The organism is Streptomyces sp. NPDC005962, from assembly GCF_040629205.1.
Classification (GTDB): Bacteria; Actinomycetota; Actinomycetes; order Streptomycetales; family Streptomycetaceae; genus Streptomyces.
In genome coordinates, this window is sequence record NZ_JBEXVE010000002.1 from 309,652 (window position 1) to 324,086 (window position 14,435).

The following is a 14,435-nucleotide window of genomic DNA, read 5'->3' on the forward strand; positions in this document are numbered from 1 at the left end:
TTTACCCGCCTGTTAGTCTTCCGGCGACCGGACAGGATCGGACCACCGCCCAGCGGCCCGTGCCCGAACAGCCCGACGACAGATGCAAATCGCCCTGTGAAGCCACTTCTACGTTGAGGTCGTCGCACGGCGACCGGGCGGGAACCTCATGGCCCTGGACGAAACCGGCACCGAACTCCCCCTCTCCGAGGCGCAGTCAGGCGTGTGGCTGGCCGAGCGGTCCCGGCCCGACCTCTCCTCGCCGTATCTCTGGGGCGAGTACACCGACATCACCGGCGCCCTCGACACCGGTCTCCTGGTGGCGGCCGTCCGGCAGGCCGTGCGCGAGACCGAGGCCCTCCACGTCCGCTTCACCGAGGCGCCGGACGGACGGCCGGTCCAGCACGTGACGCGCCCGCGCTCCGTCTCCTTTCCGGTACGCGACCTGCGGCACGAGCCCGACCCGTACGCGAGCGCCCTCGACTGGATGCGCAAGGAGCTGTCCCGGCCCGTCGACCTGGCCGAGGGCGAGCTGTTCGACGGCGCCGTCCTGCGGATCGGCGACGACCGGCATCTGCTGTTCACCCGGGTGCACCACATCGCCCTCGACGGCTTCGGCATGACGCTCTTCTCGCGCCGCGTCGCCGACCTCTACGGCAGCCTGCTCGACGGCGGCCCGATCCCCGAAAACGGCTGGAGCCCGCTGCGGGCCGTCCTCGACGAGGACCGCGCCTACCGCGCCTCACCCCAGTGGGATGCCGACCGGGGCTGGTGGCTCGGCCAGATGGAAGGGCATCCGGAATTCCTGAGCCTGGCCGCCCGCCCGGCCCCGGTGCCCGCCGCCTCGCTGCGGCTGACCAGCACTCTGTCCGCAGTGGAGTTCGCCCAACTGCGGTCGGCTGCCCGGGACATGGGTCAGCGCTGGTCACGGCTCGTCATCGCGGCGACCGCCGTCTTCGTCCACGCCATGACCGGCAGCCGGGACGTCGTCCTCAGCCTGCCGGTCACCGGACGGGTCAGCGAGCAGAGCAGGCAGGTGCCCGGCATGTCGGCCAACGTGCTGCCGCTGCGGCTGTACGTCGACCCCGCCGCCCCCTTCACCGACCTGGCCGCCCGGGCCGACGAGGCGATCGCCCACGTCCAGCACCACCAGCGCTACCGGGGCGAACAGCTGCGCCGCGACCTGGGATACCCCCAGGACGGGCGGCGCTTCTTCGGGCCCGTGCTCAACATCCAGCGCTTCGCCTATGGTCTGCGCTTCGGACCCGCCACCGCCACCGTGCACAACGTCCAGGCGCCGCCCTCGGAAGACCTGTCCCTGGTGGCGTACGACCGTGGCGACGGACCCCTCACCATCGACGCCGACGCCAACCCGGCCAACCACTCCCCGGAACTGCTGCGCGACGCCAGCGACCGCTTCCTGCGCGTGCTGCGCCAGGCCGCCGACCGCCCCGGCCGGACTCCCGTGGCGCGTTACGCCGTCACCTCGGCCGCCGAACGCGACCACATCCGTACGGCGGGCAGCGGGCGGCCGCAGCGGGACACCGGCCCGGCGCGCACCGCGCTCGCACGGTTCGAGGCCCACGTCGCCGTCACGCCCGAGGCGTTCGCCGTGCGCTCGGCCGCCACCGGCGAACGGCTCACCTACCGGCAGCTCGACACCCGCGCCACCGCCCTCGCGGCCGAGCTGACCGCGGCGGGCGTCACCGCCGAGACGCCGGTGGTCCTCCTCGCCGAGCGCTCGCCCGAACTCGTCGTCGCCGTACTGGGCGTGGCCAAGGCGGGGGCCGCGTATCTGCCGCTGCACCGCGCGGACGGCACCAGCCGCCTGACCGCGATCGCGGAGGGAGCCGGAGCGCGGTTCCTGATCACCGACGCCACGACCCGGGAAGACGACATCGCCGCGTGGTTCCGCGACCGGGGACACCGTACGTTCGTCCTCGGCGACCTCAGCGACGAACCGTCTGCCTCCCGCCGCGGTGGCTCTCCGGCCGTCCACCCGGAACACCTCGCGTGCGTGATGTACACCTCGGGTTCGACCGGCACCCCGAAGGGCGTCGCCATCACCCACGGCAATCTCGTACGGCTCGCCACCGACCGCTGGTGGAGCGAAGGCGCCGCCGAACGGGTGCTGCTGCACTCCCCGCACGCCTTCGACGCGCTCACCCTGGAACTGTGGGTGCCGCTGCTCACCGGCGGAGAGATCGTCATCGCCCCGCCGGGCCGTACGGACCTCGGCGCCCTGCGCGAGGTCATCGCCGCGCACCGCGTCACCGGGCTGTGGCTGACGGCGGGCCTGTTCGCGGCGGTCGCCGAGGAGGACCCCGACTGCCTCGCCGGTGTCCGCCAGGTGTGGACCGGCGGCGACGTCGTCGCGCCCGAGGCCGTACGGCGCGTCCGCTCCTCGCCCCGGGCCCCCGCCGTAGTCAACGGTTACGGACCCACCGAGACCACCGTCTTCGCCACCCGCCACCCGGTGGACCACCTCCCCGCGCACACCGCGTCCGTGCCCATCGGCACCGCGCTCGACGGCACCGGGGTGCACCTCCTCGACGACGCGCTGCGGCCCGTCCCGCCCGGTGTCACCGGCGAGGTCTACCTCTCCGGCACCGGGCTCGCCCGCGGCTACCTCGGCGCGCCGCGCCGGACGGCGGAGCGCTTCGTGGCCTGCCCGTTCGGCCCGCCCGGCGCCCGGATGTACCGCACCGGAGACCTCGCCCGCTGGACCCCGGAGCGGACCCTCGACTTCGCGGGCCGCGCCGACAGCCAGCTCAAACTGCGCGGCTACCGGGTCGAACCCGGCGAGGTCGACGCCGCGTTGTGCCGCCACCCCGCCGTGACCCGGGCCGCCACGGTGCTCCGTGAGGACCGGCCGGGTGAGCGCAGGCTCGTGTCGTACGTCGTCATGGCGCGGCCGGAAGCGGTCGGCGATGACACGTTGACGCGCCACGCCGCCGAGCACCTTCCGGCGTTCATGGTGCCGTCGGCGATCGTCCCCGTCGAACGGCTCCCCCTCACCCGCAACGGCAAGCTCGACCGCGCCGCACTGCCCGCACCGCCCACCGCGCGACGCGACGGCGGGGATGGCGCGGATAACACCGCCACGGACCGGCCGCCCCGCACGCCCGCCGAGGAGACGCTCACCACGCTGTTCCGCGACATCCTGGGCGAGCGGCACATCCCGCCGGACACCGGCTTCTTCACCCTGGGCGGCGACAGCATCCTGGCGATCCACCTGGTCAGCCGGGCCCGGCGGGCAGGGCTCCCGCTCACTTCGCAGGATGTCTTCCGCCACCCCACAGTCACGGCCCTGGCCGCGACCGTGGCCGACCGCTCCCCGTCGCCCACGGGCCCGAGCGCCACCGCCCCGAGCGACACCGATACCGACGTGGACACCGACACCGACCCGGCGGTGGAGCCGACACCCGTGATGCACTGGCTGCGCGAACGCGGCGGGCCCATCACCGGATTCGCGCAGTCCATGGCGCTGCGCACCCCCGCCGCACTGGACCTGCCGAGGCTGCGCACCCTCCTCGACGGGCTGCTCGACCGCCACGACATGCTGCGCCTCCGCCTCTCCGCACGGGACTCCTCCTGGGAGCTGCGGACCGACCCCGGCGGCCGGATCGCGCTGGTCCGGCACGACGCGGCCGGTCTGGACCGGCAGGCGCTGGAGACCGCCGTACGGGAGCACGCCGCGCGGGCCGGAGAGCGGCTGGACCCCGCCGAGGGGCGCGTCGTACACGCGGAGTGGTTCGACGCCGGAGCCGACCGGCCCGGCACGCTCGTCCTCACCGTGCACCACCTGGCCGTCGACGGGGTGTCGTGGCGCATCCTGCTCGACGACCTGCGCGACGGCTGGCGCGCGCTGGCCGACGGCCGGACCCCGGCACCGCCGCCGGTCGGCACGGGGTTCGGGAGGTGGAGCAGGGCGCTTGCGGCGCACGCCCGGGACGCCTCGGTGCTGGCCGAACTCCCGTACTGGACGCAGGTCGCCAACGCGGTGGGCCACCTCCGGGCGGAGTCGCGGCCGGAGCGGCCGGACCCGGCGCGGGACACCGAGGCCACGCGCCGCCACCACACCCGCACCCTTCCGGCAGCGCTGACCTTGGCCCTGGCGGAGCGGGCCACCGCCGCGTTCGGCGCCTCGCTGAACGACCTGCTGCTGACCGCGTTCGTCCGGGCCGTCGCGGACTGGCGAGGCGCGGAGGAGACGGGGGAGACGGCCGTCGGGCTGGACCTGGAGGGCCACGGCCGGGAGGAGTTCGCCGCCGGTCTCGAACTGTCGCGTACGGTCGGCTGGTTCACCGTCATCCACCCGGTGCTGCTCGACGCGGGGGACGGGGACACGCCCTGGGACGTGGCCGTGGCCCGGGTTCGCGCCACACTGCGCGACATACCGGCCCATGGCCTCGGCTACGGCCTGCTGCGCCACCTCAACCCGGACACCGCCACCCGGCTGGCCGCACCGGCCGCGCCCCGGATCGCCTTCAACTACCTCGGCCGCTTCGAGGCGGACGGCGAGCGGGACTGGAGCCCGGACGGGAGCGTCCTCGCGTCCGGCGCGTCGCCGGAGCTGCCGTTGGCGCACGCCGTCGAACTCGACTCCGTCATCGTCGACCACCCCGAAGGCCCGCGGCTCACCGCCATGTGGTCCTGGGCCGGTCGCCTCCTGGACGAGGCGCACCTGGCCGACCTGGCCGGGCGCTGGTTCGACCACCTCGCGGCACTGGCCGCCGGTGCGGACGAACGACCGGTGGCGCCCGCAGCAGAGGATGAGGGTGAGGCGTTGCCGCTGGCGCCCCTCGCCCAAGGGCTGCTGTTCCACTCCCAGTACGACCATGGCGAAGACGGCGGCGCCGACCCGTATCTCGTCCAGTTCGTCTTCGAGCTGACCGGCGAACTCGACGCCACCGCGCTGCGCGAGGCACTGCGCGCCCTACTGCGCAGGCGCCCGAACCTGGCCGCCGGGTTCCGGCCGGACGCCCTCGGCAGGCCCGTGCAGGTGGTGCCGGACCACATCGACGTTCCGTGGCGGGAGGAGCGGGTGGCCTCCCCCGAGGAGGAGGACGCCTTCCTCGACCGGGACCGGCGGGTGCGGTTCGACCTCGCCCAGCCGCCCGCGCTGCGCGCCACTCTCCTGCGCGCCGCAGGTCACCGGCATGTCTTCGTACTGACGGCCCATCACATCCTGCTGGACGGCTGGTCCTGGCCGATCGCGGTCCGGGAGCTGTTCGCCCTCTACGTGGGCGGAACGCCCCCGGCCGCCACGCCCTACCGCGCCTATCTGGACTGGCTCGCCACGCGCGATGCCGAGGCCGACGAGACCGCGTGGCGCGGTGTCCTGTCCGGGCTGGACGGCCCCACCCTGGTCGGTGGCGAGCGCGACCGGGACAGCTCCGACCACCACGGCCAGGCCGACGCCGAGCTGGACGCCGGAGTGACGGACGCGCTGCGGCAAGCGGCCCGTACGCACGGGCTGACCGTCAACACGCTCGTACGGCTCGGCTGGGCCATGCTGCTGGGCGCCCACACCGGCCGTGACGACGTCGTCTTCGGCGCCACGGTCTCCGGCCGCCCGCCCGAGCTGCCCGGTGTGGAGAACATCGTCGGTCTGCTCATCAACACCATCCCGGTGCGGGTCCGCCTCGATCCCTCCCGCACCGTCGAGGAGACGCTGCGCGCGCTGCGCGACCAGCAGCTCGCCGTCGTCGAGCACCAGTACGCCGACCTCACCCGGCTGCAGCGCCTGGCCGGACACGGCGAACTCTTCGACACCCTCGTCGTGTTCGAGAACTACCCCCTCGACGCCGATGTGCTGCGGGACGTCGCGCCCGGCATCGAGATCACCGGGCTGCGGGTGATGGACGGTACGCACTACCCCCTGTCGCTCATCGTCCTCCCCGGCGACGGAACGCGGCTGGGCCTGCGGCTCGACCACCACACCGGGGTCCTCGACGCGGACGCCGCCCGGCGCCTGCTCGACCGGCTCGGCGCGCTGCTCCACCGTATCGCCGCCGCGCCCGGCGCCCGGCTCGCCGACATCGGCCTGCTGCTGCCGGACGAGCGGACACCTCGGCTCCCGGCCGACACCGAGCGGACACCGGGCCGTGTCACCCTGCCCACGCTGTTCGAGGCACAGGCCGCGATGCGACCCGACGCCCCCGCGCTGACCGATGGCGAACGTACCCTCGGATACGGGGAGTTGAACGAACGGGCCAACCGTCTCGCGCGGGCGCTCGTGGCGCGCGGCGCGGGCCCGGGCCGCCTCGTCGCCCTCGCCCTGCCACGCGGCGCCGACCTGGTGACCGCCATCCTCGCCGTGCTCAAGTCCGGTGCGGGCTATGTGCCGCTGGACCCGGCCACCCCGCCCGAGCGTGTGCGCCATGTGCTCGACGAGGCGAATCCGCCGCTGGCCGTGGCGACGGCCGACACCGCGGCCATGCTGCCGCCCGGCCAGGACCGGTTGCTGCTGGACGACCGGGAGGACGACCCGGAGACGGCCGCCGCCCTGGCCACCGGGCCGGCCGGTGACCTCGGCCGGTGCACCGACCCGCACACCACCGCCTACGTCATCCACACCTCCGGTTCGACCGGCACCCCCAAAGGCGTCGTGGTCACGCACGACAACGTCGTACGGCTGCTGAACACCACCGATGAGCGGTTCGGCTTCGGCCCGGACGATGTGCACGCCCTGTTCCACTCGTACGCTTTCGACGTGTCCGTATGGGAGCTGTGGGCGGCGCTCGGCCGTGGCGGGCGGCTCGTCGTCGTACCGCACACGGTCAGCCGGTCGCCACGCGAGATGTGGCAGCTGCTGGTGCGCGAGCGGGTCACCGCGCTGTGTCAGACGCCGTCCGCCTTCTACCAACTCGCCCAGGCGGAAGCCGACATGGCGCGGGAGGCCGACGGCCCGCCCCGGCACGCGCTGCGCGTCGTGGTCTTCGCCGGGGAGGCGCTGGACCCGCGCCGGATTCGCCACTGGTATCCCGACGGCCCCGCCATCCACGGCCGTCCCCGGCTGGTGAACATGTACGGCATCACCGAGACCACCGTGCACTCCACCTACGCCGAACTGACCGACCCGGCCGACACCCGCAGCGCCATCGGCGAACCACTCGCCGATCTGCGGCTGCACCTGCTCGACCATGCGCTGCGGCCCGTGCCGCCCGGCTGTCCCGGCGAGATCTACTTGTCCGGCCCGGGTGTGACCCGCGGCTACCTGGGACGGTCGGCCCTGACCGCGACCCGTTTCGTGGCCGACCCCTCCGGCCCGCCCGGCGCCCGGATGTACCGCTCGGGCGACCTGGCGCGGCGGTGGCAGGACGGCACGCTGGAGTACCTGGGCCGCACCGACCAGCAGGTGAAGGTGCGCGGTTTCCGCATCGAACCGGGCGAGATCGAGGCCGTCCTGGAGCGCCACCCCGACGTCGTCCAGGCCGCGGTCATCGCCCAGTCCGCCGAGGCCGATGGCGGCGCGGGCGGCGTACGGCTCGTGGCGTACACCGTGCCCGCCACCGTGGACACCCACCTTGACCCCGCCGCGCTGCGCCAGCACACCGCCGACCACCTGCCCGGATACATGGTGCCCAGCTTCGTGGTGCCGATCGCCCGGCTGCCGCTGACCCGCAACGGCAAGCTCGACCGGCGCGCCCTGCCCGCACCCACGCGGACCGGGGCCGTGGGACGGACGCCCGCCACCGAGCTGGAGCGGTTCCTGTGCCGCGCCTTCGCCGAAACACTCGGCGTACCCGAAGTCGGCGTGGAAGACGACTTCTTCGACCTCGGCGGCCACTCGCTGCTCGCCACCCAGCTCATCAACAAGATCCGTGCGGGCCTCGGCATCGACCTCGCCATCCGCACACTCTTCGACGCGCCCACCGTGGCCGCGCTCGCCCCGCGCGTCACCGCACAGCGCGAGCCCCGCCGGGCGCAGGCCGGACGTCCGGCGCAGCGCCCGCCGCTGCGCCCCGGACTGCGGCCCGCCCGTGTCCCGCTTTCGTTCGCCCAGCGCCGTCTGTGGTTCCTCCACCACTTCGAGGAGGCCGGGCCGACGTACCACATGCCCTTCGCCTTCACGCTCGACGGCCCGCTGGACACCGGGGCGCTGCGCGCCGCGCTCATGGACGTCCTGACGCGCCACGAGATCCTGCGCACCGTGGTGGAGGTCCACGACGGCGAGCCCTGGCAGCGCCCCACCACCCCCGCCGAACCGCCCATCGAGACCGTGGTGCTGGACGAGGCGGAGGGCTATGGCGCCGACGAAGCGCGACTCGTCGAACGGCTCGCCGCCGACGCCGCCCGCCCCTTCGACCTGGCCACGGAACTGCCCCTGCGGGCGACGCTGTACGTGCTGGGCCCCGACCGCCACGTCCTGATGCTGCTGCCGCACCACATCGCGGCCGACGGCTGGTCGCTGACCCCGCTCACCCGCGACCTGTCCGCCGCCTACCGGGCCAGGGCCTCCGGCACCGCTCCCCGGTGGGAGCCGCTGCCCGCGCAGTACGCGGACTTCGCCCTCTGGCAGCGGGAGCTGTCCACCGACGCCGACGCCGCGTACTGGACGCGCGCCCTGAGCGGCATCCCGCAGGTGCTGTCCCTGCCCGCCGACCACCCGCGCCCGCCGACCACCTCGCACCGTGGCGGCACCGTCGAGTTGGCCCTGGACGCCGAACTGCACCGGGGGCTCACCGCCCTCGCCCGCGAACACGAGGCGAGCGTGTTCATGGTGCTGCACGCCGCGCTCGGCGCCCTGCTGTCCGGGCTCGGCGCGGGCGAGGACATCCCGATCGGCACGGCCGTCGGCGGCCGCCACGACGCGGCACTGCACGACACCATCGGCTGCTTCGTCAACACACTGGCCCTGCGCACCGACCTGTCGGGAACCCCCTCCTTCGCCGAGTTGCTGCGCCGGGTGCGCGCGGCCGATCTGGACGCCTTCGACCACCAGGAGCTGCCGTTCGAGCAGCTGGTGAAGCTGCTCAACCCGCCGCGCTCCACCGCGCACCACCCCGTCTTCCAGGTGATGCTGGCCTTCCAGGACACCGGGAACGCCGACATCGACCTGCCGGGGATCACCGCGCGGCAGGTGCAGGTGCACGGCGACCGGGCCCGCCTGGACCTGCTGTGGAGCCTGCGGCAGGAGTACGACGCGACCGGCGCGCCCGCGGGCGTGTCCGGGGTGCTGGAGTACAACGCCGACCTGTTCACCCGGGGGACGGCGGACGCGCTGAACGAGCGGCTGGCCCGGCTGCTCCGCGCCGCCGTGGCCGACCCCGGCCGGGTCGTCGCGGACCTGCCCCTGCTCACGGCGGACGAGGAGCGGCGGACCGTCACCACCTGGAACGACACCGTGCACGAGGTCACCGGGCCGGGCGTGGTCGAGCTGTTCACGGCCCAGGCCCGCCGCACCCCGCACGCGCCCGCCCTGATCGGGGCCACGGAGACGCTGGACTTCCGGCAGCTCGCCGAACGGGTTGCGGACCTGGCCCGGACGTTGCGGGACCGTGGCGCGGGCCCCGGACGGCTGGTCGCCGTCGGCCTGCCGCGTGACACCGGCCTGATCACGGCATGCCTGGCTGTGATGTCCACCGGCGCCGCCTATCTGCCGTACGACCCCGACCTGCCGCCGGACCGGATCGCCACTCTGCTCGCCGACGCCCGCCCCGCCCTCGTCCTGCGCGCCCCGGACACCGGTGGCGATCCGTGGACACTTGCCACCTCACCCGCCCCGGCCCTGCTGCCCGACGACGCCGCGTACGCGATCCACACCTCCGGCTCCACCGGCCACCCCAAGGCCGTCGTCGTCCCGCGGCGGGCGCTCGTCAACCTGCTGACGACCATGCGCCACAACCTCGGTGTCCAGGAAGGCGACCGCCTTCTGGCCGCCGCCCCCGCCAACTTCGACATGTCGGTGCCCGAGCTGTTCCTCGGCCCTGTCACCGGGGCCGCCACGGTCGTCGCCGACGCCGCGACGCTCCGCGACCCGGACGCCCTGCTCGCCCTCCTGGCCCGGCACCGCGTCACGGTCATGCAGGCCACTCCCTCGCGCTGGCAGACCCTGGCCGACCGGCGGCCGGGCGTGCTGCGCGGCATGCGCGCGGTGATCGGCGGCGAGGCCGTGCCCGGTCCGCTCGCCGAGACCCTCACCGGCCTCGGCTGCGAGCTGTTCGCCTATTACGGCCCCACCGAAACCACCGTCTGGTCGGCCTGCCACCCCGTCACCGGCCCCCAGGAGCCCGGCGTACCGCTGGGCCGACCCGTCGCCAACACCCGCGCTTACGTCCTGGGCCCCCGGATGCGGCCCGTGCCGCCCGGCGCCCTCGGCGACCTGTATCTGGCGGGCGCGGGCGTCGCCCACGGCTATCTGCACCGCCCGTCGCTCACCGCGCAACGCTTCGTCGCCGACCCCTTCGGCCCGCCCGGCACCCTCATGTACCGCACCGGCGACCTGGCCTCGTGGCGGGCCGACGGCACACTGCGCTTCCACGGCCGCGACGACGACCAGATCAAACTGCGCGGCCATCGCGTCGAACTCGGTGAGATCGAGGCGGCGTTGGCCGGACACCCCGAGGTCGGGGCCGCCGCGGTGGCGGTGTGGGACATGGGCCCGGACGACCGGCGGCTGGTCGGCTACCTGGTGCCCGGCCCGGATACCGATCTCGAATCCGTGCGCACACACCTGGCTGCCCGGCTGCCCGGCTACATGCTCCCGGCCCGTCTCCATACGCTCGACCGCCTCCCGCTGACCCGCAACGGCAAGGTGGACCGGCGCGCGCTGCCGGAGCCGGACTGGGGGAGCGGCACCGGCAGCCGGGCGCCGGGCACGCTCCGGGAGGAGACGCTGTGCCGGTTGTTCGCCGAGGTGCTCGGCGTGGACCGGGTCGGCGCCACGGACAGCTTCTTCGCCCTGGGCGGCCACTCGCTGAGCGCCACCCGGCTCGTCACCCGCATCCGGGACGTCCTCGGTCTGCGGCCCTCCATCCGCGACCTGTTCGAGGCGGCCACCCCGGCCACGCTCGCCGCGCGTCTCGACGACGGCATCCCCGCCACCCGGGGCCACCTCATCGCGTACCGCGCCACCGGCGAGGCGGCGCCGGTGTTCTGTGTGCACCCACTGAGCGGCATCGGCTGGCTGTACGCCGGGCTGCTGCACCACGTCGACGGCGCCCATCCGCTCTACGCCCTGCGGGGCGAGGGCCCCGGTGGTATCGGCGAACTGCCCTCCAGCATCGAGGAGATGGCCGAGCAGTACGTGGACGAGCTGCGGTCGGTACGCCCGCACGGCCCGTATCACCTGGTCGGCTGGTCCTTCGGCGGACTCGTGGCCCACGCCATGGCCGTACGGCTGCGGGAGCTGGGCGTCGCACCGGGACTGGTGTGCGTCGTCGACGCCCTGCCACCCACCGGAGACGGAGACGACGGTGGAGAAGCACCCGGCGCACCCATCGACGAGGAGCGCGTCCACCGCATCCTGGTGACCGCCGCAGGCCACGACGAGCGCCGATTCCCGCCCGGCGCACCGGACTTCGCCACCGTCACCGCCCTGCTCCGCACCGAGGGCAGCGCGCTCGCGACCCTCACCGAGGACGACATCGGCCGCATCGTCGCGGTGGCGAAGAACAACGCCCGGCTTCTGCGCGCCTACCGCCCGCCCGTCCTGGACGGCGACGCCGTCCACGTGGCCGGGGCCGGAAACCGCGCGGCGCTGGAGAAGGCGTGGCGCCCGCTGGTCACCGGCGTGCTCACGCTCCACGAAGTCGACAGCGACCACGAGCGGATCATGCAGCACCAGCACATCGGCGCCTTCGGCCACCTCCTCGCCGGGGAACTGCGCCGCCACGACCGCACCGCCCGAGGGACGGAGAACACATGACATCCGTGGCGCACCGAGCCCCGCTGGACACGGCGGAACTGGCGCGGCGTTTCCGGTCGGAGCTGCTCGGCCTGGACGCCCTTCCGGCGGGCGCCCGCGTCGTCATCCGGCTTCCGCACGGCGAGCCGCTGGCCGGGGCCCTGCTCACCTGCTTCGACCTGCGGCTCGTCGCCGTACCGCAACACCCGCGCACCTCCGACGCGGAACTGGCGGCCACCGTGCGGCGCGTGGACGCCTCGGCCGTCATCGACACCCCCGCCGACCGCACCCACCCGATCGGGCTGCGCATCCTCCCCGGGGCTCCCACCGAGCCCGATCCCGGGGCGGCGGAGCTGGCGTTCATCATGTTCACCTCCGGCTCCACCGGCACCCCCAAGGGCGTGATGCTCAGCCGCCGCGCCGTCCTCGGCAACGCCGCCAAGACGGCCGAGCTGCACCGCTTGGCCCCCGACCGCCCGCACGGCACCTGCCTGCCGCTGTACCACTGCAACGCGCTCGTGATGTCGCTCATCGGCGCCCACACCACACGCACCCCGCTGGTCCTGCACACCGCCTTCGACCCCGAGCGCTATCTGCGCGACCTGGCGGCGGGCGGCGCCCGCACCGCCTCCATCGTCCCCGCCCTGCTCACGGAGCTGGTGGAGGCCGCACCGGCCTGGCCGGACGGACTGGACTACCTGATCACCGCGGCCGCCCCGCTCACCGGCGACCTCGCCCGCCGTTTCCACCAGCGCTACGGCCCCAGGCTCCGCCAGGGGTACGGGCTCACCGAAGCGGTCAACTTCAGCTTCACCATGCCCGAGCCGACCGGCGAGGACTTCACGGCGCAGTACCTCGACCGCTTCCCGCCGGTCGGACTCCCGCTGCCCGACACGGAGGTGCGGCTCGAATCGGGCGAGGTGTGGATCAGAACACCGGACATGATGGACGGCTACTGGCACGACCCGGCCGCCACCGCCCAGGCCCTTACCCCCGACGGCTGGCTGCGCACCGGCGACCTCGGAGAGCTGCGCGACGGACTGCTCGTCCTGCGCGGCCGCGCCAAGGAGCGCATCGACCGCGGCGGCGAGAAGCACTACCCGCTGGACGTGGAGCGCAGCTGGCACGAGACGGGCCTGCGCGGCCGGTTCGCCGCCGTGCCCGTCGCCGAGGCCGCCCTCGGCCATGAGGTCGGTCTCGTCACCGAGGGCCCTCCCGCCGACACCCTCGACGCGGTGCGCACCGTGTGCGAGCGGGCCGCCGTACGCCCCGCCGCCGTCCGGTGGGGCGGCTTCCTCGCCACCGCCACCGGCAAACCGCGGCGCACCGCGATGGGCCGCACCCTGGCCGTACGCCGGATCTCCGCCGTCCGCTACGAACGGCTGCTGCGCTACGCCGCCGTCACCGCCCGGACCCTGCTCGGCACCGGCCCGGCGCCCTCGCCGGACCTGCCCTCGGGCGACGTGCACCGCGACCTGCACCGCGCGCTGCGCGCGATCGCGCCATATGCCGTGTACGAGCCGGTCCCCACCGGCGAGGAGCCCGTCTTCGCCGCCTTCGACTTCCTGCGCGAACACATGCGCGCGCAGGGGATGTGGGAGCCCCTGCCGGAGGGAGAGAAGGCGAGGTGGCGCGCATATCTGCGGTCCCAGTGGCCCCTGACGGAACACGCCGAACTCGCCGCGGAGATTGGCGCCATTGAGGGCGAAACACCCGATGAGTCTGATATGCCCCGGTTCGGGGCGTGGTGGGAGTCCGGCGACGGCCGGTCGCGGCTGCTTCCCCACGCCCCCGCCACCACCCCCGACGGCACGCCATGGGCGCTCGACTACCTGTGGCGCTGCCTTGCGGACGACCACGGGACCGCCCGTGCCGACCGCTGGACATGGGCGCGGCAGCCGCGCACCGGCCACCCGGCCACGGTGGGCTTCTCCGTGCTGCGATCCGGCCGCCACGACCTGGGCGGCGTCGTATGGGATTCACAACCGAGGGAGTGACATGCAGGAACAGGACACCAAAGCCCCGCTGAACATCGCCACCTGGGCGGAGAAGACGATACGCCCCGAACACACCGGACTGCATGTGGAGCACGCCCCGCTGCCGGTCGCGGTGCACGGCACGACGTCGGCCAGCGGGCGCGAACTGGTGACCAACGGTGCCATCGGCGCCGACCTGATCCGGCTGCCCGCGGGCGCCGGGTTCGTCCCGCACACCCACCCCGGCCACCACATCCTGACCATCGTGGCCGGGGTCGGCACCATCACCTACGACGGCCGTATCCATGAGACCCAGGCCGGGCAGACCCTGCTGATCGAAGGTGGTATCCCGCACGCCGTCGGCGCGATCACCGACCACCTGATCCTCGCCGTCGGCGCGCCGCACAAGCGGATCGGCGCGGACGACCGGATGACCCCGGTGGCGTACGAGGAAGTGGTCGCCGACGACGGCGAGCTGACCTGCATGATCTGTCTCTGTACGGCCGGTCCGCCGCGCTTCCTGCACTCCGTGGGCTGTCCGCACTGTCCCTGCCGGACGTGCGCGGGCATGACGCCCGATCACGGCTAGGGTCCAGCGCCGGACCCGCCGGGAGGTGTCGCCGCGC

The 14,435-nt window shown here is 74.1% G+C and carries 3 protein-coding genes; all 3 read left to right on the plus strand.

Annotated elements, in window-relative coordinates; all coding sequences use genetic code 11:
- The first annotated feature begins 148 nt into the window (after nt 1-148).
- From ABZ370_RS05085 to ABZ370_RS05095, 3 genes are read left to right on the plus strand one after another with little or no spacing between them, the layout of a single operon-like run.
- Complete coding sequence (locus tag ABZ370_RS05085; protein WP_358616603.1) at nt 149-11,854, plus strand: amino acid adenylation domain-containing protein; 11,706 nt, start codon at nt 149-151, stop codon at nt 11,852-11,854.
- Nucleotides 11,851-13,830 carry a class I adenylate-forming enzyme family protein gene (locus ABZ370_RS05090; protein WP_358616605.1) on the plus strand — a complete coding sequence of 660 codons (1,980 nt, stop codon included), beginning with the start codon at nt 11,851-11,853 and terminating at the stop codon, nt 13,828-13,830. The genes ABZ370_RS05085 and ABZ370_RS05090 overlap by 4 nt, the downstream gene beginning before the upstream one ends.
- Nucleotide 13,831: 1 nt before the next feature.
- Nucleotides 13,832-14,398 (plus strand): cupin domain-containing protein, encoded by a 567-nt coding sequence (locus ABZ370_RS05095; protein WP_358616607.1) that lies wholly within the window; start codon nt 13,832-13,834, stop codon nt 14,396-14,398.
- The last annotated feature ends 37 nt before the right edge of the window (nt 14,399-14,435 follow it).

Coding starts and splice junctions, on each gene's coding strand:
- ABZ370_RS05085 (WP_358616603.1), top strand. CDS start 149: ATGGCCCTGGACGAAACCGGCACCGAACTCCCCCTCTCCGAGGCGCAG.
- ABZ370_RS05090 (WP_358616605.1), top strand. CDS start 11,851: ATGACATCCGTGGCGCACCGAGCCCCGCTGGACACGGCGGAACTGGCG.
- ABZ370_RS05095 (WP_358616607.1), top strand. CDS start 13,832: ATGCAGGAACAGGACACCAAAGCCCCGCTGAACATCGCCACCTGGGCG.